Raw genomic sequence first — 21,694 nt, forward strand, 5'->3', positions numbered from 1 at the left:
CAGCCGTCCCTGCAGTGAACAGCACATTCCTTACCTCCCACAGGGCACGCCATGTCTGGTCTTTTATGTCCCCGGCCATTGGATTCAGTCCCATCCTGTCTCTTTTCAGAAAAGTCCTTCATTCTTTTGTTCCAGCACCTTGATGGCATGATAGAACATCTCATTATACGGGGTGGGCACCCCCAGTTCCCGTCCCATGCGGATCATCGTGCCCCCAAACATCTCCACTTCCGTCATGCGTCCGGCCTCGATATCCTGAAGAGTGGATGGTTTATTCCCCGGCGGCACCGTCCCAAGGACCCGGACCTGTTTTTCCATGTCCTCCTCTGTCAGGCTGATTCCTTTTTTCCGTGCAACAGCAATCACCTCACGCATCAGGGCTTCCCGGATAAAGTTGGCATCCCCGCTGACGCGCCATGCACCATAGGAAATGCCCAGCACGGCCGCGCTCTGGTTTTCACTGACATTGCACATATACTTAAACCAGATGGCCCGCTCCATGTCCTCCGGAACCACACAGCGGATACCTGCCGACTCAAACAGTTCCTTCAAAACCCGTACCCGCGGCGTGATTATCCGGTTCCTCTTTTCCCCGAATTCAATCCGGGCAGCGTCAGGCTTAAAGGAGGCCTGCCCGTCCTTCATGACAACGCTGACCTTGGCCAGGGAATATAAAAGGTTGTCCCAGCCATAGACGGACGCCACCATGTCCTCTGCCTCCACTCCATTTAGCGGAGCCATGATAAGGGTATCCGGGCCGATCTGGTTCTTCATATCCTTGATTGCCTGGGAAAGGGCCGGGAATTTTGTGATGATAATGGCCAGATCCGGATAATCCCCACCGCAGTCCTGGTCCGGGGGAACGATATGGAAATGATGATTCACACCATTAACCGTGACTCCCTCCCTTTCCAGCCTATCCTTTCTTTCCCCTCCTGCAATGATACGCAGCCTGTCTCCCAGAACCTCCTTAAGCTGGAAGGCAAAAAAGCTTCCGATTGCCCCCAGCCCTATGATGGAAACTGTTTTGATTGGTTTATAATCAGTCATGACCCCATCCCCTTTCTATTACACTTCAATGCCCTGCTGAAGGGCCAGTGAATAAATCACACGCTCCTTCACCTTTTTGCCCGTAAGCTGGGTCAGGGCCCGCTCATAATAATCCAGCTGGACCCGGTAACGCCGGGCCAGCATGGCCGCCCCCTGCTCCCTGTTTCCCTTTGGCACATGGTCTGTCTTATAATCAATGAGTACCAGGCCGTCCGGCTCTTCCAGATAGGCGTCAATGATTCCCTGGATTAAAACCAGTTCATCGGAATCCCCGCGCCCCATATCCCTGGCCGGTATGCCGATGATAAACTGCTGTTCTTTGTGGATACGCCCCTCTGCCTGGGCCCTGGCCATGCGCCTGCCAAGGGGGCTTTCAAGAAACGCCCATATATCCCCGGCGCGGATGAACCCTCTGGTTTCCTGGTTCAGATATCCCTGTTCCACCAGCGCATCAAGGGCCGCCTCTGTTTCCTCCGGACTTTTGATATCCTGGAAGGATATGTGTTCCAGCGCAGCGTGGTAGGCAGTTCCCCTCAGTGCGCCGCGGCTGGGTGTTCCCGGCTGGTCCTGGCCGGAATCCGGACCTGCCTGTCCTTTTGGCCCAGGCCTCTTTTCCGGCCCTGCACCCAGGTACCCTGTTCCACGGTCCGGCTGCTCCAGGAATTCCGGCACCGCGCCCTCCGTCCCCACATCCCCGGTTCCGATTGCCTCCTCAGACCGTCCGATCTGGCTTTGTTTCTTAAGTTCTGAAACAGATACCATGGCATACAGTCCCGTATCATCCATATGGGGATACCTGTAATTCACTGCTGCTTCCAGCCGTTTTCCAAATTCCCTGTCATAGACCTGGTCTTTGTCCACGGACAGCAGATCCTCCTTTGTCATCTGCCTCACTATCTGGCGTCCCACTTCCTCCCCTACCAGATCCCTGACCTGAACACATTGCAGCTGCAAATGGCTGTCCGGGACAGCTGGTCTGGCCATCAGAAGCCAGTCCAGGCAGGAGCCTGCCGACGACAGGATTGTATAGGGAATCTGGCCGTCCACTGCCAGGCTGTCCTGCCATTTTGCCAGCTTGGCCTCCAGGGAGCGGTCCGTGGCAGTCATGATCAGCTTTTCCTTGGCACGGGTCATGGCAACATACAGCACGCGCAGCTCCTCGCCCATGGTCTCAAGCTCCATACGCCGCTTCAGCGCCTGTTTCTTAAGTGTGGGTGCTTTCACCCTCAGATCCAGGTCCAGGTAATCAGCCGCCACCCCCAGGTCCGCATCCAACAGTATCCGGCCATAGGCGTCCTGCTTATTAAAACGTTTCCCCATACCGGACAGGAATACCACCGGGAACTCCAGGCCTTTGCTCTTATGGATACTCATGATGCGGACCGTATTATCCTGTTCGCCTGCCGTGGCCGCCTCCCCGAAATCCGTATCAAACTTTTTAAGCCTCTCAATGTAGCGTACAAAATGAAACAGGCCCTTATAGCTGGTGGCCTCATAGGCAGCCGCCTTTTCCACCAGCATATCAAGGTTACCCCTTCTGGTCTCGCCTGCAGGCAGGGCAGAAACATAATCATAATACCCGCTGTCCCTGTATACACGGTACAGCAGCTCATGAATTGGAAGGTATCCGGCTTCCCTGCGCAGCGTTTCTAAAAGCCCGGACAGGCAGGACAGCTTTTTCCTGATGGATGCAGCTGCTTCTTCGGGCACCTTTTGAACCGTTTCAGAATCAGGCTCCATCCACATGGACCAGGCCCCGTACACACCCCTGTCCTGTCCTTTTTTACTGTTTTTCTTAAACGCAGCCACCATCCAGGCCATTTCCTCATCACTCATGCCCACTATGGGAGAGCGCATCACGGCTGCCAGTGGAATGTCCTGCATGGGATTATCAATCACTGACAGCAGGCTCAATATGGTCTCCACCTCCACGGTGTTAAAATACCCGGTCCTGGTCTGGGCGCTGGCAGGGATTCCCTCGTTCATAAGCACATTGACAAAGACTTCCGACCATCCGGTCATGCTGCGCAGGAGGATTACGATATCCCCCAGCCTGGCCCTGCGGTATGCCTCTTTTTCCTTGTCCCATACCAGCAGTCCCTTGTCACTGCTGACCAGTTCCCGGATACGCCTGGCCGTCATCCTGGCTTCCAATTCCCTTGCAGTGTAATCCATGGCGTCCTCATCCAGCTGTTTCAGTGACCCGGACCCGGTATCCGCCAGCAGCAGTTCCGAAGGAGTACCTGCGGACAGGGCGCTGCCTCCCTTTTCCCAGTCCATTCCAATGACCGTATCCGGCCCCGCGTCCTTGAATACGGCCCCCGGATACAGGGCCGTATCCTTTGTATATGTGATTCCGCCCAGATTCTTTGTCATTATCTGGTAAAATACATCATTGATACTGGTGAGCACCGACTCCCTGCTGCGGAAATTCTGCTGAAGCTCAATCATCTGGTACTGGCTGTCCGCAGATGCATAGGATTCATATTTTTCCATGAATAATTCAGGGCGGGCCAGGCGGAACCGGTAGATGCTCTGCTTCACATCCCCTACCATGAACACATTGGGATGCCCGTACCGTTCCCTGGAAATGCTGGTTATCAGGGCTTCCTGGACATAGTTGCTGTCCTGGTACTCGTCCACCAGGATTTCTTCATACTGACGGCTCAGTTCATCCGCCACCGGGGACGGACGCCGGGCAGCAGCCGGGTCCTCCCCTTCTTTCCAGTCCGGATCCTTCTCTAAAAGCACTTCCAGGGCCAGATGCTCCAAATCATTAAAATCCAGCACGTTCCGTTCCTTTTTTGCCGCCCTGTATTCATTATCAAACCGTTCTGTCAGCTCCAGCAGCTTGTGTATCACCACCCTGGTCCCCCGGATGCTTTCCACCACCTCATGGGGGCTCTGGGAACCGTAAAGCTCCCTGCATCTGCCCAGGGCCTTCTTGACCCGGTCGCGGCAGGCCGTGACAAAGGATTTCTTGTCCCCGTCAATCTCCTTACTGCGGATGGAAGCCAGACGGTCAAAACTCATATTAATAAGACCCTGGTACAGCTGTTCATACCGGCCTTCACGGGCAGCGGCCCCGATTGCCTGGATTTTCATCCTGTCACCCATAAGCATGGGCTCGTATGCCAGTGGTCCGTTTTCCTCCCTGCACACCTCAAGGGCCCTATCCAGCTGCCCGCCAAGTTCTTCCATCTGCCGGGCCGTATCCTGAAACAGGAACCTCATCCAGGGGCTTTTCTCCATCTCCTCTAGATTCTCTTCATCCAGCTCCTGCCTGCATTCTTTAAGCCAAAGGAAAGGCCATGGATGGCTCTGGGAGAACTGCCATGCCTGAAGTATCACATCCTCGATTCCCTTGTCGGACTTCCCGCGGCCAAAGTGTTCCACGAAACCGGTAAATGCCTCATCGCCTTCCTCATAACAGGTTTCCAGCATTTCCCCCATCACATCCCCCCTTAAGAGGGATAACTCCCCTTCATCCCCGATACGGAAGGAGGGGTCTATGTCCAGGCTGTTAAAATGGCTTCGGATGATATTCAGGCAGAAGCTGTCAATGGTGGTAATCATGGCCTGGGGTATCAGGGCTGCCTGAAGCCACAGATGCTCATCCTCAGGATGCTCCTTAAGCTTTTTCTCCACAGCCGCCCCAATCCGTTCACGCATCTCAGCCGCAGCCGCATTGGTAAAGGTCATTACCAGCAGCTGGTCAATATCCAATGGATGGTCACCCTCGCTTATCATCTGGATGATACGCTCCACCAGGACCGCGGTCTTGCCGCTGCCGGCTGCAGCGGACACCAGAAGGTTCCGGTTCCTGCTGTCAATTACCTGCTGTTGTTTTTCAGTCCATTTTACTGCCATCGTTCTCCTCTTCCTCCACCGGGGATATTTGCGCCCAGATATCCTCAGGCTTAAGCCCGGCCAGCCTGCGGTAGCCATAACCGGCTGTCTTGGTGTCAAAACCGCATACAGCGTGGTACGGACAGTAGTCACAGGCTGTCCTGGCCGTCTGCTTATAAGGCTTCAGGTCAATATTCCCCTTCAATATATCCTGCCCGGCTTCCCTAAGCTTATGATTGACAAACCTGCGCAGGTCCTCAAACCTCCTGGTACTGGCAACGCTGGAGCGGCTCTCCTGGACATATCCATCCTTGATAGCCACGGGTATCACATCCGACTCTTTCTGGATATCCTTGTCCAGATGGCTGATAATATCCAGTTCGCTGTTCACCAGCCCGTCCATCCTCAGCTGGCGCAGGATCTGCTTCTCAATCTCCTCCACCGTCATCCCCTCCTGCCTGTCGGCCAGAGGGTCGTTGATATGATAATAGAAAATGCCGGCAGGGACCACTTCCTTATCCGGATGGTTCCTCTCTTCCATCTCCACGGCAGCATCCATATAGACCACCAGCTGCAGCTGCAGTCCATAGTACAGGGCGGCCAGGTCAAAAGCAGTGGTGCCTGATTTGTAATCAATGATTTTCACATATACGTGTTCCCCGTCCTCACACAGATCCATCCGGTCAATCCGCCCCCGAAGCATAAGTTCCTCATCCTCGGAAAGACGGATGCGCATGGCCTTCAGGTTATCAATGGCTGAAAAGGAGACCTCAAATCCCGTGGGCTCAAAATCACCCTTCTTCACCTGCTCGGCCAATGCCCATATGGTCCTGTCCGTAATCCGTTCCACCCTGCCAGCCAGGTAGGCGTTGCGCGCCGAACTGGCCATGATGGTATTGCCGTACTCTTTTGTGACCCGGGCAACGCATTCCTTTACCAGCTGTTTCCGGCCTTCCTCGGTCAGGCCGCGCCAGTCCTGTTTCCTCTCCTTCATCACTGCAAAGCACCTGTCAATGGACTGGTGGAACAGGTTGCCCATATCCACTGCCGCCAGCTCATATTCCTGCCGTTCCATCAGTTCCAGGCCGTATTTGAGGAAATGGGCGTAGGCGCAGGATGCAAACTGCTCCAGCCGCGTGACACTGCCCTGAAGGGACTGACCGTAAAGCGCCCTGGCAGCCGCCCGCCCTATCCCCCTCTCCTCATAGGAATAAAAGGCCGCGTCCACCAGCTGCTTTACCTTTTCCCTGTGCCCGTCGGAACAATAAAAATAACGGTACAGTTCCATGAATGCATTTTCCTCTGCATCCCGGCCCTCCGGCGCCTTGGCGTTTTCGCCTTCCTTCTCCTCCCGAAGCTTCCTCAGGCCGTCTATGAGCCGTTCCCTTCCGTCCCTGACCGTGCGTACAGGCCAGTCCACTAAACCTTCATCCAGCACGGGAATTCCCGGGAACAGCTTTTGTACCTCGCCAATCAGGCTGGATGGCCTCTGGCTCTTGCCCTCCGAGGACATGCCCGCATAGGTCAGCACCAGACGGCGGGAGGGTTTTGCCATCATCAGGTACAGGTAGAACTTCTGGATGCATCCATCCTCCCTGGCCGTAGGCGCCAGTTCCATGTTAAATTCCTTAAACACCGCCCTGTCCCTGTCCGTGAGAAGGCTGGCGCCACTTTTCCTTTGGGGAACCGTACCTTCATTGACACCCACAAAGAAAAGTACCTTCACATCCTCCAGACGGCTTCTTGTGATATCCCCCACCATGACCTGGTCAATGGTGGCCGGTATGACGCCCACCTTGATTTCCCCAAAGCCTGCATCCAGGATTTGGGAATAATTCTTCATATCCGTCTTTTCAGCGCCCAAAAGGCCTTCCAGACGCCCCAAAAGCTCCAGCACCCTGTCATATACCTGGGAATACTCCCTGGCCAGGTTCTCATCCCCCGGGTTGCCCCTCTCACGGAAAAATCCACTGTAATCCTCCAGCTTTCCCCGCAGCCCCATGCGCTCCAGATATTCCCTGAGCGCGGCGGTCACGGACCCAATGGTGGCCCCCTCTTCCTTAAACGCTTCCCTGAGCGGGCGGAGGGGTTCAAGGATCCACTGCCGGTACGCGTTCAGTTCCTTAAGGTTCAGCTTCTCACTGCCCCGGCAGGGCTTTTCCCACTGGGATTCCCAGCGCTTCCAGCCCCGGATGCCCAAGGCCCTCACATAATTCTCCAGCCGGTCCGTCATCTGTCCGGTATGTTCCCTGGAACCGTCAAACACCGCGGTATCTTCCGAACGTCCGGCGTTTCCGGAATCCGGCATATTTCCAGGCCCCGGCATGTCCCCGGCCTCCGGCACCCCCTCATTCCCTTCCCGGTCATACACAAGTCCTGTCTTCAGGTACCGGAACACACTCTCGTAGGAAAAATCCCGGATTGTCTCCAGGGCAGCCCGTATCAATTCCACCAGGGGATTTTCCATAATGCTTTTCTTATCATCCAGGAAATACGGGATTCCCGCCTCATCAAACTGATGGGACAGCTCCCTTCCATAGGAAGCCAGGTCCCCTGTAATCACGGCCGCATCCCGGTAACGCAGTCCTTCCTCCTGAACCAGCTGTTCTATCCGGCTGCACACATAGGAAGCCTCCCCGGCAGGGCCGCGGCTCTTATATATCACCACATGGTCTGCGGGCCTGTCCCAGACAGTTCCATAATATCGGTACAGGTTCTGCTCCAGGAAATCCAGGTCCGGGCTTTCCACAAACCGCCATGCCGGCCTGCGGCTGCAGATAACATCCGGTTCCTTGGCAATCCCATGGCGCTTTGCCATACAATCCAGCCTGCACACCGTATGCTTTCCCATGTAGAACAGATGCTGGATGCTGCCCTCCTGATAGGCATTGGCCCTCGGGTCAATGGTCACGGAGCACAGCACCTTCCTGGCATGAAGCAGGAACAGCTCCACCAGCCTGTACTGCACCGGTGTAAATCCTGTAAAACCGTCCAGAAGGATGACGCTGTCCCTGAGGATTTCCCATTTTGGCAGTTCCCTGCACAGGATATCAAGTATTTCCTCTGCCGTGATATAATGCTCCTCTATATACTGCCTGAACCCGCTGTAAATCAGCTCCAGGTCCTTCAGTTTCTGCTTCAGCAGGGGGTTACCTGCCTCCCTCATCACTTCACTGAGCATATCCGGCGTAATGCCATACTGGTATAATTCAGATATCTGGGATTTCAGCTGGTTGATAAAACCGGACTGTTCCAGATGATGGCCGTACAGACCCAGCTTTGAACGTTTCATGCCAGCCACCTTGCGGATGACCATGGACTTGCCCATGTCGTCCAGCACCACGGGAAGGCTGATGCCCAAATCCTCAAACACCCGGTAAGCCAGGCGCTTAAAGCTCAGGATGTCAATATTCATCACGCCGTGCCGCGGATGAAGGCGTATGATTTCCTTTTGGGTCTGCATGGTAAACTGCTCCGGCACCACCACCAGATACTGTGTGTCCGGATGCTCCATGGACTCCCTGATTGCCGTCTCATACAGGTATCTTGTCTTTCCTGAACCGGCTCCTCCCAATATGAACTGTAATGCCACTTTTATCTCTCCTTCAATCTCACGGGACAATGAAAATCTCTCATATTTCCCTAATTGCCATCATAAGCTTTAACAAACTATCTTAGAGGTCCTGACTATGAGCTCTAAAACCAAAATTGTGGTGCTGCGGATGAAAGAAATCATCTACACCGCAATCTTCGTAGGCCTTGCAATCCTTTTAGTTACTCTCTGCTTCATCATGTTCCGGCCAAAGAAGGACACCGCTGCAGTCTCCGCACAGGCAGCTGCCTATGTCCCAGGCGTATACAGCGCAGCCCTTACCCTTGGCAGCGAGAATGTGAACGTGGAAGTAACCGTGGATAAAGACCGAATCAATTCCATTGACCTGGTTCCCTTAAGTGAAGCTGTCACCACCATGTATCCCCTGATGCAGCCCACGCTGGACGATCTGGCCAGCCAGATCGTAAGCACCCAGTCCACAGAGAACCTTACATATCAAAGCGCCTCACGTTATACCTCAACCGCGCTTTTAAATGCCATTAACACGGCGCTGGATAAAGCGAAGATCGATTAGCAGCATCACCTGCCTGTAACATTCCTCAGATATCCAGCCATATACGCTCCGACAACCAAAAAAGCCGCTGCCCCAACTTGTGGGGCAGCAGCCCTCTTTTGCTGTCATTCATGACTGCGGAACTTCCTGCTCTTAAACACATACACGTGGATGAACAGGGTGGCGCCAAACACAGCCAGCAGGATTGCCTCCACCGTGCCTGGAAGGCGGTTGGCACCCACGCCGAAGCTGCACGCAGCATCGGCCGTGAATACCCACTTCTCAACCCTGAACACCTTATCCAAGTCGTAATCTTCCTTTTTTGTGGACCCCACAAACATAAGGAAATCCTTCCCTGTGAATAAAGCGATTCCTTCTGCCAGGCACAGGGCCCCCATGAACATATACAATAAATCCATCATTCTTCCTTATGCTTTTGCGGTTTCTGCCGGTTCCTGCTCCACAAACTTCCTGATGTTGGACGCATTGGCAAACTTCTGCACGATTCCATCCCTTACAATCACCAGGGTAGGCGCCTGCATGATGCTGAACTTTTCAGCCAGCTCCGGGTGCTCCTCCGCATCTATGATCTGGTAATCCCATCCCTTTAGGAATTCCTTGGCGGACCTGCAGTTTGGACAGGTCTTGGTAGTGAACAGGTAAAGCTGGGCCGGCGCCGCTGCCTTCTGGGCGCTGCCTGTCTGGTTTCCAGCAGCAGCCTGCTTTGGCTGTCCGGCAGCCGTAATCCTGGACACGCCGTGCTTTAACCTGGAATGGCTGATATCATAGTTGGTGCGGTCCTTGTACTCCTGGGACTTTCCTTCATTCCAGTTCTGGACCGGACGGTAGTATCCGGTTATCCTGCTGTATACCTCTGCCTTCTCCCCGCAGATCGGACAGGTAAAATGCTCGCCGATCAGGTACCCATGGCTCTTGCAGATGGAATAGGTGGGTGACATGGTGTAGTACGGCAGCTTATAATTCTCAGCAATGGTGCGCACCAGGTTGGCTGCCGCCTTCCAGTCAGGCAGCTTCTCTCCCAGGAAAGCGTGGAACACGGTGCCGGACGTGTACAGGGTCTGCAGCTCATCCTGGATGTCCAGGGCATCAAACACATCGGCCGTGTAATTCACGGGCAGATGGGAACTGTTGGTATAGTAAGGTGTCTCGCCCTCTGCGCCGGCGGTGATAATCTCCGGATAGCGCGCCTTGTCATGCTTGGCCAGACGGTAGGAGGTGGATTCAGCCGGGGTTGCCTCCAGGTTGTACAGGTCGCCGTACATCTCCTGGTAATCAGACAGCCGCTCCCTCATGTGGTTCAGCACATCACGGGTGAATTCCTGGCACTCCCTGTGGGTCATGTCCTTCCTGACCCACTTTGCGTTCAGTCCGGCCTCATTCATGCCCAGAAGGCCGATGGTGGAAAAGTGGTTCTCAAATGTTCCCAGATACCGTTTGGTGTATGGGTACAGGCCCTGGTTCAAAAGCTTGGTGATGACTTCCCTCTTGGTCTTTAAGGAACGGGCGCAGATATCCATCATGTGGTCCAGCTTCCCGTAGAAATCAGCCTCATCCTTGGCCAGGTATGCAATCCTTGGCATGTTAATGGTAACAACCCCCACAGAGCCGGTGCTCTCACCGGCGCCAAAGAAACCGCCGGTCTTCTTGCGCAGTTCCCTCAGGTCCAGACGGAGGCGGCAGCACATGCTTCGCACATCGCTTGGCTGCATGTCGCTGTTGATGTAGTTGGAAAAGTACGGCGTACCGTATTTGGAGGTCATCTCGAAGAGAAGCCGGTTGTTCTCCGTGTCAGACCAGTCAAAATCATTGGTAATGGAATAGGTAGGAATGGGATACTGGAACCCGCGTCCGTTGGCATCGCCCTCGACCATGGTCTCGATGAATGCCTTGTTGATCATATCCATTTCCTTCCTGCAGTCCTTGTACTTAAAATCCGTCTCCCTGCCGCCCACAATGGCATTCATCTCAGCCATGTCATCCGGGACCGTCCAGTCCAGGGTGATATTGGAAAACGGAGCCTGGGTTCCCCAGCGGCTGGGGGTGTTCACGCCGTAGATAAAGGACTCGATGCACTTCTTTACCTCGGGGTAGCTTAAATTGTCAGCTTTAACAAAAGGGGCAAGGTAGGTGTCAAAGGATGAAAATGCCTGGGCCCCGGCCCACTCATTCTGCATGATTCCAAGGAAGTTGACCATCTGGTTGCACAGCACGGATAAATGCTTTGCAGGGGATGAGGTAATCTTACCTGTAATGCCCCCAAGGCCTTCCAGCAGAAGCTGCTTTAAGGACCATCCGGCACAGTAACCGGTAAGCATGGACAGGTCGTGGAGATGGATGTCAGCATTGCGGTGGGCTTCGGCAATCTCATGGTCATAAATCTCGCTGAGCCAGTAATTGGCAGTGACCGCCCCTGAGTTGCTTAAAATCAGTCCTCCTACGGAATATGTAACCGTGGAGTTTTCCTTCACGCGCCAGTCCTCCACCTTGACATAGCTGTTGACCACATCCTTGTAATCCAGGATGGTGCTGTTCATGTTCCGTATCTTTTCCCTTTGTTTTCTATATAAAATGTAGGCCTTGGCCACATCCGTATATCCGGTCTGCTCCAGGACGTGCTCCACACTGTCCTGTATCTCCTCAACGGAAATCATACCTTCTTTCATCTTATCCTGAAAATCTGCAGTTACCCTTAAAGACAGCAGCTCCAGAATCTCGTTATTGTAATCTTTTTTCGTTGCTTTGAATGCCTTTTTGATTGCTTCCGTAATCTTGTTCAGACTGAACTCAGCATTCTCACCATCCCTTTTTACCACCTGAATCATACCGCTTGCTCCTTTCAAACCTTCACTCACTTGCAATGCGCGGCCCTCTCCCATACAGGAGCGAGCCACGAACCCATTATAGCAGACAGCAGTCAAAAACACAATATCTATGTATAACATTTTGTGTTAAACTAGATATTGTGTCTTATTATCTGTACTTATAACACTTTTGATAAATGACCGCAAAGCCTTATTCTATCAGGGTTTTGAAAAATGCCCCTGCCGCCTCACCCTTTATCGTCCGAATAAAGACCTGCAAAAAGTTCTGCCGGCACATATGCCTTCACAGCCACACCGTCGTCCCTGTACTCCTCCTCCAGCAGCTGGCCATACCTGCGGATGGTCTGGATCCGCCCTGTCTGGGAATAGGGGAATACCTTTTCAAGGAAAATGCGCCTGCTGCGTATGATGGTCCTGAGGATCTGCTCCAGCCCGTCAATCCCCTCTCCTGTCCTTGCCGAAATCCTTGCCTGGTAGTCAGAGGAAAAATCCCTGGGAATCTGATGCATCCCGTCTTCCGTCCCCTGCTCCTTAAAACGGTCCGTCTTATTGAACACGGTCACCGTGGTCTTGTCCACGATTCCCAGTTCACGAAGGGTTTCCTTCACCACATGCATCTGCATATCCATCTGTGGGTTGGAACAGTCCACCACATGAAGGATGATATCGCTGTAGCGCGCCTCCTCCAGGGTGCTCTTAAAAGCCTCAATCAGGTGATGGGGAAGCTTGCGTATGAACCCCACCGTGTCCGTCAGGAGGATCTGCTGCCCGTCCTCCATGACAAAGCTCCGTGTGGTGGGGTCCAGGGTTGCAAACAGCTTGTCCTCAGCCAGGATCCCTGCTCCGGTCAGACGGTTTAACAGGGTTGACTTGCCGGCATTGGTATAACCCACAATGGCCGCTGTAAGGGCAAAATCCTTCCCCCTCTGCTGCCTGGTCACCTCCCTGTGGCGCTTCACATCCTCCAGCTCTTCCTTCAGCTGTGAAATCCGCTGATGGATCAGACGGCGGTCTGTTTCCAGCTTCTTCTCACCCGGCCCCCTGGTGCCGATGCCGCCGCCCAGGCGTGACAGGGAGCTGCGCATGCCTACCAGGCGCACGGCCCTGTATTTTAACTGGGCCAGTTCCACCTGGATCTTGCCTTCCCGCGTGCTGGCCCTGGATGCAAAGATGTCCAGTATGACCATGGTCCGGTCCATGACCTTGGTGTCCAGGGAATCCTCCAGATTGCGCAGCTGGGCCGGTGACAGCTCATCATCGCAGATGACGCCGGTTGCGTGGAGTTCCCACACAAGGTCCCTTACCTCGTCTATCTTTCCTTTTCCAAGGTAGGTACCCGGATGGATCCGTTCACGGTTCTGTATCACCCGTCCCACCGTCACCGCGCCTGCCGTGGCCGCCAGCTCTTCCAGCTCGTCCAGGGAAGCATTGCTTCCATCTTCCTCTCCCGTGCTGACTGCAATCAATATAACCTTTTCCTGTAATTCTTCTAAATCAATCAAATCTGCCATCCTATCTTGTTTTCAAAAATGCAATTTCATGTTCCGCGTCTTCATTGGGACCAAAGACACTGACATAATCCTCAAACAGCCCCAGTGCTTTCTTGTACTCTGATAAGTATTCGTAGGCCACGGCCCTGTTATACACCAGTTCCTTTAAAAGGGCCATGTCTGCCCGGGCATCCGCGTTAAGGGCCGCTGCTGCCTGGGCCGGTTCGGCGCCGGAACCCAGGCTGTGCCCTGTCACGAATGTCTCATATCCCTGATTAAACGAATCAAGAGCACCCTGGTAATCCTTTTCAGCAATCTGGCAAAGGCCCATCTGGTTATAAACCTGTCCATGCTTTACCCCTTCCCTGATTGCATCCTGGTAAAGGCCCATGGCCTTTTCATACTCGCCTGCATCCACACAGGCGCCTCCTGCCGCAAACAGCGCCTCCTGCCTGCCCGCCTCATCCTTGTCCTCCTTTTGGACCGCATTCCCTGCATGATAACGGTCAATGGCATTATCCGTGTCCCCCAGATGGGCGTAACACATGCTCTGTGCATACAGGTATACAGCCGTATCCGGCTTCATCTCCAGCAGCAGGCCATAGGTGTGGACAGCCGCCTCATAATCCCTCAGCTTATATTCGGCCTCGGCCCGGTAGCCCAGCACGTCCGAGTTAAACCCATCGGACTTTTTTCCCGACTTTTCCAATGCCGTGTCAAAGGCCTCAATGGCCCCTGTGTAATCACCGGAAACCAGCTTCTCAATCCCGTCCTGGCGGAACTGCCTTTTCTTTGAGGAAGCCACGGACGAAACCACCCTGACCGTCCCCACTGCAATCAGCCCGACTAAGAGGATGCACACCGCCCAGGCAATCAATGCCTTCATGATACGCTTTCTTCTGCGCTTCCTTCTCCTTTCATTATCAACCGGCCGTCCCCCTGCCCCGCGGTAATAACCATTCCCCTGGGGTTTTTGTCCGCTGTACCCTTTGCGTGTTCCCCGATTCGCCATATGCTTCCTACCTCACATCCGTGCTTCCGAATCCGCCGTTGCGTGAACTGGTACATGCATCATCCGCCGTGATCCCGAACGGAAGGAAGATTCCCTGGGCGAAACCGGTTCCCGGCTTCAGCTCAACCGTCCTGCCTTCATTGGTGTCATTGGTCACCTTGATGAACATATGACCCTCATTATCCGAGTAATAATAATCGCTGTCAATGATGCCCACCGTGTTATTCAGCTGGAGACGGAACTTGAATCCCAGGCTGCTGCGCGGAAATATCTGCAGGACCCAGCCCTCCTCCATATTGGCACGGATTCCTGTGGGTACCTTGATTGTCTCACCCGGCTTTAAAGTTATCTCCACCGGAGTAAAAAAATCATAACCGGCCGAGCCTGAGGTGGCCCGCCTGGGCATCTGGATTCCCTCATATATCTGTGTCACCGCTTCCTGGGATGTCCCTGGAAATGTATCAATCCAGTCAGTTTTAAACTGTCCGAAACTTATCTTTTCAAATTTTGCAATCCTCTGCATGTGTCCTCCTGTCTGAAACCTCTGCCCTGGCCCGGAAAAATGCTGCTTCCTTTCTTTTGGTCCGGCAGTATAAAATGTCTTTATCAGTCTATCATAAACCAATGGATTTTTCTACTTTATTTTTTATACTTCATTATTAGATACCAAAGTTGGATTAAATCACATTACAATGAAAAACACTGCTTCATCATTAGAAATATACAGAGCTTACAGAGGGAACTTCATGAAAATTTCTTACAATCTCGAACCCAGAAAAAACCTGATTGGTCAACGTCTCTGCCAGCTTCGCAAGGATAGGAAGCTGTCGCAGAGGAAACTAGCCATAAAACTCCAGCAGCAGGGATACAGCTTCACGGAACTTACCATCCTCAGGATAGAAAAGGGCCAGCGGCTTGCCACTGATATTGAGGTAATGATACTGTGCAGGTTCTTTGAGGTAGACCCGAACACCATGTTTGGTTATACGGGCAGTACAAAGGAACAGGAGGATAAAAGGAACTGATGCCCTCTCCTGTGCATGCCATCATGAAATTAATTGGCAAAATACTGCTTTCTTATTTTAAATTCCCCATTATTCACTATATAGTGCATATATATACATTATTTTTCAGCCTAATGTTTTCTTCGCTGCTGGGATACAATAGTACAAAAGCTTTGGAAGAAATCAGACAATGGTGGTGAAAAAATGAGTTTTGAGCTGGAACGCATCGAAGAACTATGCCAGGAACGGGGATGGAGCCATTACCGGCTGGCCATAGAGATGGATACCTCTCCCAATAATATAGGAAACCTGTTCCGGCGTACAACAGTCCCCAGTATCCCGACTATCCGCCGCATCTGCGAGGTCATGGGCATTACCATTGCCCAGTTCTACAGCACGGACGGCGTACAGGTGACACTAAACGAACAGCAGGCCCGGATCCTGGACCTTTATGACAAACTGGACCAGACAGACAAGGCGCGTGCCGAGTCTTACATGGAAGGCTTATCGGCCAGGGACCAGAACCGTTAATACCGGATATACCGTACAGAAGACAGCATGCAGTATCCTTTTATCTGCATGGACACAAAGGCGCGCTTTTGGTCAGTCAGTTGATTCCACTGCCTGCAAAAGGGCGCCTTTATGATGTCCCCTGCCGCATAGGCTTACGCCTGCATGCCGATACAGGACCCACACCTTATGCCAATATCTTTGTCAGGGCCAGTATCATGAGAAGGGCCCCGCTGATCCAGGACAGGTCACACTTCCACCTGGAGGCCACCTTGGCTCCCAGCCATAACCCGGCGTACATCATGCACATGCCCACCAGAAAAGACAGAAGCAGGGTCAATCCTGCCGGGATATCCAGAAATGCAGCCATGGTTCCGGCCACCAGACTGTCAATGGACATTGCGAATGCCAGGAATACGGTCTCCTTCCATCCAAGGGAAAGGGACCCGTCCGCATCCGCTGCCATGGGATTGCCGTAAATACTCACAATCACCTTAAGTCCTGACAGCGAAAAACTCAAATCCCTGCGGACACAGCTGTTACGGTTAATAAAAGCCTTGATGCTGTAATCCAGAAGCTTTACAAGCCCCAGGGTAAACAGACATACAAAGCAGATGACCTTTGTAAGGTTTTCAGGTATAAAGGCATCTATAAGACTCCCCATCCCAAGGGCCGCGCCCAGGCAGCCGCTGCATATGCCATTAAGCAGCGCCACCTTTCCCCAGGACACATGAACCTGGTTTGCACCATAAGCAAGGCTGGCTACAAAGGTATCTGTACAGAGAGCGAATACTAAAATCAGACTTTGAAGCATAATCCCATCTTTACCTTTCCACGATTCTTTTTATCGCGGACTTTCCGGTATCTTTTTATTTTAGTATATTCCGCTTATCCTGCTTTGGGAATCACTCCCTGTTTACTCTTCGCTTGTGGCGGCTGCCTCTTTAAGGCGGAGGGCCTCCGCTTCCTCCGCCATCTCCTGCCCCGTCCCATCCGGCAGGGCTTCCAGCTTCAGCTGAAGCTCCTCTTCCACCTGGGCCTTGATTTCCGCCTCCTGCTCCGGCCCCACATCCGGCAGGTCCTGGACAGAACCCACGCCGAACCGGCGCAGGAATTCCTCGGTGGTGGCAAACAAGGCAGGCCGTCCAGGTGCGTCCAGGCGGCCAACCTCGTAGACCAGATTGTACTCCACCAGACGGTTTACCGCATGATCCGACTTGACTCCCCTGATTTTTTCTATCTCCATCTTTGTGACAGGCTGTTTATAGGCAATGATGGAAAGGGTTTCCAGCACCACCTCGGTAAGCACCTGCTTTTTCGGGGTGGCTGCCACCCGGATCAGGTTCTCATAGTACGCTGCCTTTGTACACATCTGATAGCTGTCCTCCAGCTGGGTTATCTCCATACCGCTTTTAGACGAGCGGTACCGCTTTATCAGCCGTTCCACCGCCCTTCTTGCCACGTCCTGGTCCTGGCCGATAGCCACTGCCAGCTGGCGCAGTTCCACGGAATTGCCCATGGTAAAGAGGACCGCCTCAATAATGGCTTCCTGCTCCTTCTCATTCTCCGTTGGCGGAAATGACAGCTCCAGCTGTCCCGGAACCGCCGGTTCCCGTCCGTCCGCCATATCCGCAGCGTTTCCTTCCGGACGCTTTACCGCGCCTGGCGCAGTTCCTGCCGGATTCCTACCCCCGCCTGGCGCAGTTCCTGCCGGATTCCTTCCTCCGCCCAGTGCGTTTCCATCGGACTTCTTCACCGCCCCCACAGTCTTGCCGGTACGGGTATTGACAGTACCGCGGGCTGCCTCCATTGCCTCTACTTTATCCTTCTTGCTCATCGCTTAACCATCCGTTTATCCTTCAAAATCATCCAGCCCCTCCAAATCCAGGTCCATCTCACCGCCCTCCTGTTCCAGGGCTTCGATTTCCATGTCCCCAAAGGTTTCTTCCTGCTTCAGCTGGATTTTTCCTATCTTCATCAGTTCCAGCACGGCCAGAAAGGTAACCACCACCTCCAGCTTGTCAGCCTGTCCCTCCAGAAGCTGTCTGAAGCTGAAATGCCTCCTGCTTCTGGCAAAGGTCAAAAGCTGGCCAATCTTCTGCTCCAGGCTTATGGGTTCCCTTTTAATGGTTCCGAAATTACTTCTGATTGGGTCTATCTTGTCCTCTTTGCGCTTCATGACCTGTTCGAAAATCCGCTGAAGCTTTGCAAGGGTCAACCCGTCCAGCAGCTTATCCAGGTCCACCGGAGGTTCGTATCTGGCGACCTCCGGCGGCAGGGTAGGGCTTTTATATAAATGCTTCAGGGCGCCGTCCTCCCTGTCAGCCAGCTCATCCGCCATCAGTTTATACCGTTTATATTCCAGCAGCCTCTGTACCAATTCAGCCCTGGGGTCAATCTCCTCCCCTTCCTCGTCCAATTCCTTGGGGAGAAGCATTTTCGCCTTGATATCCAGCAGGGTGGCTGCCATCACCAGGAACTCGCTGACCACATTCAGGTCCTCCCGTTCCATATGGCGCACATAATCCAGGTACTGTGCCGTGATTTCCACAATGGGGATATCATAGATATTAACTTTATTCTTCTCAATCAGATGGAGTAAAAGGTCAAGAGGCCCTTCAAAATTCTCCAGTTTGTATGATATTGTCTCCATGTGCCCACCTGTCCTGCTTCTTATTACAATTCAGCCACTTTATATTATCACAGATTATCTGCCTTTTCAAACATTCCCTGTTTCTTTTTCAGGTATATCACCGCCAGCTGGGGCCGGTTGTTCAGGCGTATGTTAATGGAGTGGGTTCCAAGCCCCCGGCTGACAATCATCCGCTTCCCGTCCCGCTCAAAATCCCCTGCGCACCATGGCAGGAAAAACTGGTACTGGGGGGTCATGACCCCTCCAAGACCTGGAATCCGTATGGTCCCGCCATGAAAATGCCCGGACAGCGTCAAATCAGCGCCCCAGTCAGCGTACGCCTCAAAATACAGCGGCGAATGGGCCAGCAGGATCCTGAATCTGTCTCCGGGTTCCCCGGCCGGCCCAAGCTTTTTCCTCAGGTATCCCCTTTCCATGTCCGGCAGCTTCTGGTAAAGGGCCTTGCGGTAAAAATCCTGGTCCAGGTCCACCCCTGTTATAAGGATATCCTCTCCCAGGGGCACGGTATCGTCCTCCAGATAGGTAACCCCCATCTTTTGGAGTGCACCCTTATATTCCTCATACAGGTTTCCATAGATATCCCGTCTCCATGTCATGCGGTTTTCATGGTTCCCATTCCCGTAAAAAACAGGATACCTGGCAGCCAGCTGTTCAAAAAGCCGGAGAGGGACCTGAATGTCCCTGCTTCCTTTTTTGCTCACCATCATATCCCCGCCGCACAGCACGGCATCCGGCTTCAGCCCGTGGATGGCCTGCACCAGCTTCTGGTTGGTGCAGCCAAATTCATTGTTATGTAAATCTGATAAAAAGACAATTGTCCTGTCCCGGTAAATCTTATCCGATACAATGGCTGCAGCCTCCACGGAAAAATGTTTTTTTTCATATTCAGACAGGGCCAGGCAGGCACAGCCCGCCGCGCCTGCCAAGACAGCTGCTTCTCTCCACATATAATGCTTCTTCCTCTTCCATCTTCTAAGTTGTACGTACCGTTCCTGCACCGGCTGGTTCAAACGTCCCGTCCTCAAACAGGCCGATTACATCTGTCAGGCTGCTGCACATGGCGGTCAGGAGTTTTGACAGTTCCTCATCCGGTTCATCCTGGTCCGGCACCATTACGGGAAGGAATCCCCCTGCATGGGCTGCCTTTATGCCGTTAAAGCTGTCCTCCAGGATGATGCATCTGCCCGGTTCCTCTCCCAGCATCTTTGCCGCCATAAGGAAAATGGCAGGATCCGGCTTTGCCTCCTTCACCATATCCCCATATATGTACCCGTCAAAATATCCGTCCAGCCCCGCGCCCTTTACATTGCCCTGGGTCCAGCCTTCGCTGCTGGCCGTGGCAACAGCCGCCTTCACGCCCTGTTCCTTCAGATAAATAAGCAGTTCCTTCAGCCCCGGCTTTACCGGGACCCCGTTTTCCCTGATCCACTGGTAGGAATACCTGCGTTTTTCCTCAAATATGGTATCAAAATCCAAGCTGTTTCCAAATTCATTCAGAAACGCTTCCTTTACCTTGTCCGGCTTGCAGCCGCGCAGATCCCTTAAAAACCCTTTATCCAGGCAGATGCCATATCTCCGGGCCGCCTTTTCCCAGCCCTCCAGTGACAGACGCTCCGTGTCAAACATAAGACCATCCTGGTCAAATATGACTGCATTGATTTTCTTTGCCATCCGATATTCTCCTTCGCCATCACAGCAGGGTATAATGTCCGCCATGTCTGCGGACATTATACCATCTGTCCCATGCTTTGTAAAATCAAAATTCCCGGGCAGGCCCTTGGCAAAGGGGTCCCCTGGCAGCAGGGTCAGGCTTTAAGGTACCACGGTGAAAGCTCCTGGCCTGCGAAATATCCCTGGTCGTGATGGCAGACCGGGCAGTACTGGGGCGGCTCTTCCCCCTCATAAATGTATCCGCAGTTGGTGCATACCCAGCTATTCTTTTCCTCCCGCGCATAAAGCCTTCCTTCTCCCAGAAGGTCTGCCAGGTAGCGGAAGCGTTCCCCGTGTGTCTTCTCAATCCCTGCAATCATGCGGAAGGTGGCTGCAATCTGGGTAAAGCCTTCCTTTTCAGCCACCTCTGCAAAGGATTTGTATACCACGTCATGCTCCTCATATTCATTGTGGGCAGCCGCGTTTAACTGGGCCAGGGTATTCTTCTCCAGGTCCACCGGATAACCACCGTCAATGAATATGGTTTCCTTATCCAGCGGTTTCAGATAATCATAGAAAATCTCTGCGTGCTCCTTTTCCTGGTCAGCCGTGTACCGGAATACCATTTCAACCATGGGCATCTTCTGCTCCTTGGCCAGCCCTGCCGCAAAGGTGTAGCGGTTCCTTGCCTGGCTCTCTCCTGCAAATGCCCGCATCAGGTTTTTTGCTGTCTCGCTTGACTTAAAATCCGTCATATAAAATCCTCCTTCAGCTATATCTCTTTGTTCACTCCTAACTATGCCCAAAAACCTCTCTTTTATTCCCATTTTTACCAATCATCCTTGTATTTACGCGGCCTCCATGTTATAATCCGGTTATTGATAATAACCACATAAAGAGGAGGAAACCCTATGATCCGCTATGACCGTCTATGGGTCACCATGGAAGCCTGCGGCATGACCCAGTACAGGCTGATTAAACGGCACAATTTCAGTGCGGGCCAGATTGGCCGCCTGAAAAAGAACATGCACGTATCCACACACACTCTTGATACCCTGTGCACCATCCTGGGCTGCGGCATCTGCGACATCATAGAGTATGTCCCGGAAGGCGGCCCCGAGGATGCCCCTGACAGCGGCATGCCCCTTGCTTCGTCCCCGGCCCTCCCACCCGGCGCAACTGTGCCGGTCGGTTCCAGCTTAACAGCCAGCCAGTCCCAGGCCGCTGAATCCCCGGCCAAGGCAAAAAAATCCGAATCCCCCAAAGGTGATAAGTCCAAGAAAGCCGGGAAGTCAAAAAAGGGCGATAAGAAGTCTGCCAAAGAGGGCAAGGAAAGTAAGAAAAGCAAGGACAGCAAGAAAAACAAATAAACAAGTGCATCCGGTCAGTTAAAATCAATAAGCATTCAGCCATATCCACAGGCAGTCTGGAAATTATCTCTCATTTCGGGCTGCCTGTTGTTTATTTTCCACCTTTTTGTAGGATTGTCGGATTTACTTTCCATTGCCAGATGATAAAATTGACTTA

The 21,694-nt window shown here is 53.0% G+C and carries 18 protein-coding genes; 4 read left to right on the forward strand and 14 right to left on the reverse strand.

Annotated elements, in window-relative coordinates:
• Positions 1-105: 105 nt before the first annotated feature.
• Genes DWX59_RS24110 through DWX59_RS24120 form a run of 3 tightly spaced genes read right to left on the reverse strand, consistent with a single transcriptional unit; the run spans position 106 to position 8,491 of the window.
• Positions 106-1,050: a ketopantoate reductase family protein gene (locus DWX59_RS24110; RefSeq protein WP_117562341.1), complete on the reverse strand. Its 945-nt coding sequence runs from the start codon at positions 1,048-1,050 to the stop codon at positions 106-108.
• A gap of 18 nt (positions 1,051-1,068) precedes the next feature.
• Positions 1,069-4,920 carry a helicase-exonuclease AddAB subunit AddA gene (gene addA / locus DWX59_RS24115; RefSeq protein WP_117562344.1) on the reverse strand — a complete coding sequence of 1,284 codons (3,852 nt, stop codon included), beginning with the start codon at positions 4,918-4,920 and terminating at the stop codon, positions 1,069-1,071.
• Positions 4,901-8,491 carry a PD-(D/E)XK nuclease family protein gene (locus DWX59_RS24120; RefSeq protein WP_117562346.1) on the reverse strand — a complete coding sequence of 1,197 codons (3,591 nt, stop codon included), beginning with the start codon at positions 8,489-8,491 and terminating at the stop codon, positions 4,901-4,903. The genes addA and DWX59_RS24120 overlap by 20 nt, the downstream gene beginning before the upstream one ends.
• Positions 8,492-8,588: 97 nt before the next feature.
• Between DWX59_RS24120 and DWX59_RS24125 the strand changes: the two genes are divergently transcribed.
• Positions 8,589-9,026, forward strand: a complete 438-nt coding sequence (locus DWX59_RS24125) for an FMN-binding protein (RefSeq protein ID WP_025483130.1) — start codon at positions 8,589-8,591, stop codon at positions 9,024-9,026.
• 104 nt (positions 9,027-9,130) lie between these two features.
• On the opposite strand, the gene DWX59_RS24130 is transcribed toward DWX59_RS24125, so the two are convergent.
• The 5 genes from DWX59_RS24130 to DWX59_RS24150 form a co-directional block, all read right to left on the reverse strand.
• The gene (locus tag DWX59_RS24130; RefSeq protein ID WP_117562348.1) at positions 9,131-9,424 is read right to left on the reverse strand and encodes a hypothetical protein; all 294 of its coding nucleotides are present in this window, start codon (positions 9,422-9,424) and stop codon (positions 9,131-9,133) included.
• Between the two features lie 9 nt (positions 9,425-9,433).
• Positions 9,434-11,848 carry a ribonucleoside triphosphate reductase gene (locus DWX59_RS24135; protein WP_117562350.1) on the reverse strand — a complete coding sequence of 805 codons (2,415 nt, stop codon included), beginning with the start codon at positions 11,846-11,848 and terminating at the stop codon, positions 9,434-9,436.
• A 227-nt stretch (positions 11,849-12,075) separates the two neighbouring features.
• Positions 12,076-13,359, reverse strand: coding sequence for a GTPase HflX (gene hflX / locus DWX59_RS24140; protein WP_117562352.1), 1,284 nt, complete (start codon positions 13,357-13,359; stop codon positions 12,076-12,078).
• A 1-nt stretch (position 13,360) separates the two neighbouring features.
• A complete protein-coding gene (locus DWX59_RS24145) occupies positions 13,361-14,350 on the reverse strand; it encodes a tetratricopeptide repeat protein (RefSeq protein ID WP_117562355.1) in 990 nt (329 codons plus the stop codon).
• Between the two features lie 7 nt (positions 14,351-14,357).
• Positions 14,358-14,873 carry a dCTP deaminase/dUTPase family protein gene (locus DWX59_RS24150; RefSeq protein WP_117562356.1) on the reverse strand — a complete coding sequence of 172 codons (516 nt, stop codon included), beginning with the start codon at positions 14,871-14,873 and terminating at the stop codon, positions 14,358-14,360.
• A gap of 223 nt (positions 14,874-15,096) precedes the next feature.
• Between DWX59_RS24150 and DWX59_RS24155 the strand changes: the two genes are divergently transcribed.
• On the forward strand, positions 15,097-15,375 hold the full coding sequence (locus tag DWX59_RS24155) for a helix-turn-helix domain-containing protein (protein WP_117562358.1): 279 nt from the start codon (positions 15,097-15,099) through the stop codon (positions 15,373-15,375).
• Between the two features lie 183 nt (positions 15,376-15,558).
• Positions 15,559-15,885 (forward strand): helix-turn-helix domain-containing protein, encoded by a 327-nt coding sequence (locus tag DWX59_RS24165; RefSeq protein ID WP_117562363.1) that lies wholly within the window; start codon positions 15,559-15,561, stop codon positions 15,883-15,885.
• 166 nt (positions 15,886-16,051) lie between these two features.
• Here the strand turns inward: DWX59_RS24165 and DWX59_RS24170 are convergent, their stop codons facing one another.
• From DWX59_RS24170 to rbr, 6 genes are all read right to left on the reverse strand, one after another.
• On the reverse strand, positions 16,052-16,678 hold the full coding sequence (locus DWX59_RS24170; RefSeq protein WP_117562365.1) for a manganese efflux pump: 627 nt from the start codon (positions 16,676-16,678) through the stop codon (positions 16,052-16,054).
• A 102-nt stretch (positions 16,679-16,780) separates the two neighbouring features.
• Positions 16,781-17,491 carry an SMC-Scp complex subunit ScpB gene (gene scpB, locus DWX59_RS24175; RefSeq protein WP_235845166.1) on the reverse strand — a complete coding sequence of 237 codons (711 nt, stop codon included), beginning with the start codon at positions 17,489-17,491 and terminating at the stop codon, positions 16,781-16,783.
• A gap of 225 nt (positions 17,492-17,716) precedes the next feature.
• Positions 17,717-18,517 carry a segregation and condensation protein A gene (locus tag DWX59_RS24180; protein WP_117562367.1) on the reverse strand — a complete coding sequence of 267 codons (801 nt, stop codon included), beginning with the start codon at positions 18,515-18,517 and terminating at the stop codon, positions 17,717-17,719.
• Between the two features lie 47 nt (positions 18,518-18,564).
• Positions 18,565-19,464, reverse strand: coding sequence for a metallophosphoesterase (locus DWX59_RS24185; protein WP_117562369.1), 900 nt, complete (start codon positions 19,462-19,464; stop codon positions 18,565-18,567).
• A 25-nt stretch (positions 19,465-19,489) separates the two neighbouring features.
• Positions 19,490-20,188 carry an HAD family hydrolase gene (locus DWX59_RS24190; RefSeq protein ID WP_117562371.1) on the reverse strand — a complete coding sequence of 233 codons (699 nt, stop codon included), beginning with the start codon at positions 20,186-20,188 and terminating at the stop codon, positions 19,490-19,492.
• 134 nt (positions 20,189-20,322) lie between these two features.
• The gene (gene rbr / locus DWX59_RS24195) at positions 20,323-20,922 is read right to left on the reverse strand and encodes a rubrerythrin (protein ID WP_117562373.1); all 600 of its coding nucleotides are present in this window, start codon (positions 20,920-20,922) and stop codon (positions 20,323-20,325) included.
• A 156-nt stretch (positions 20,923-21,078) separates the two neighbouring features.
• Here rbr and DWX59_RS24200 point away from each other — a divergent pair, with 156 nt between their 5' ends.
• Positions 21,079-21,537: a helix-turn-helix domain-containing protein gene (locus DWX59_RS24200; protein ID WP_117562375.1), complete on the forward strand. Its 459-nt coding sequence runs from the start codon at positions 21,079-21,081 to the stop codon at positions 21,535-21,537.
• Positions 21,538-21,694 lie beyond the last annotated feature (157 nt).

The organism is Enterocloster aldenensis (assembly GCF_003434055.1).
Lineage (GTDB): Bacteria > Bacillota > Clostridia > Lachnospirales > Lachnospiraceae > Enterocloster > Enterocloster aldenensis.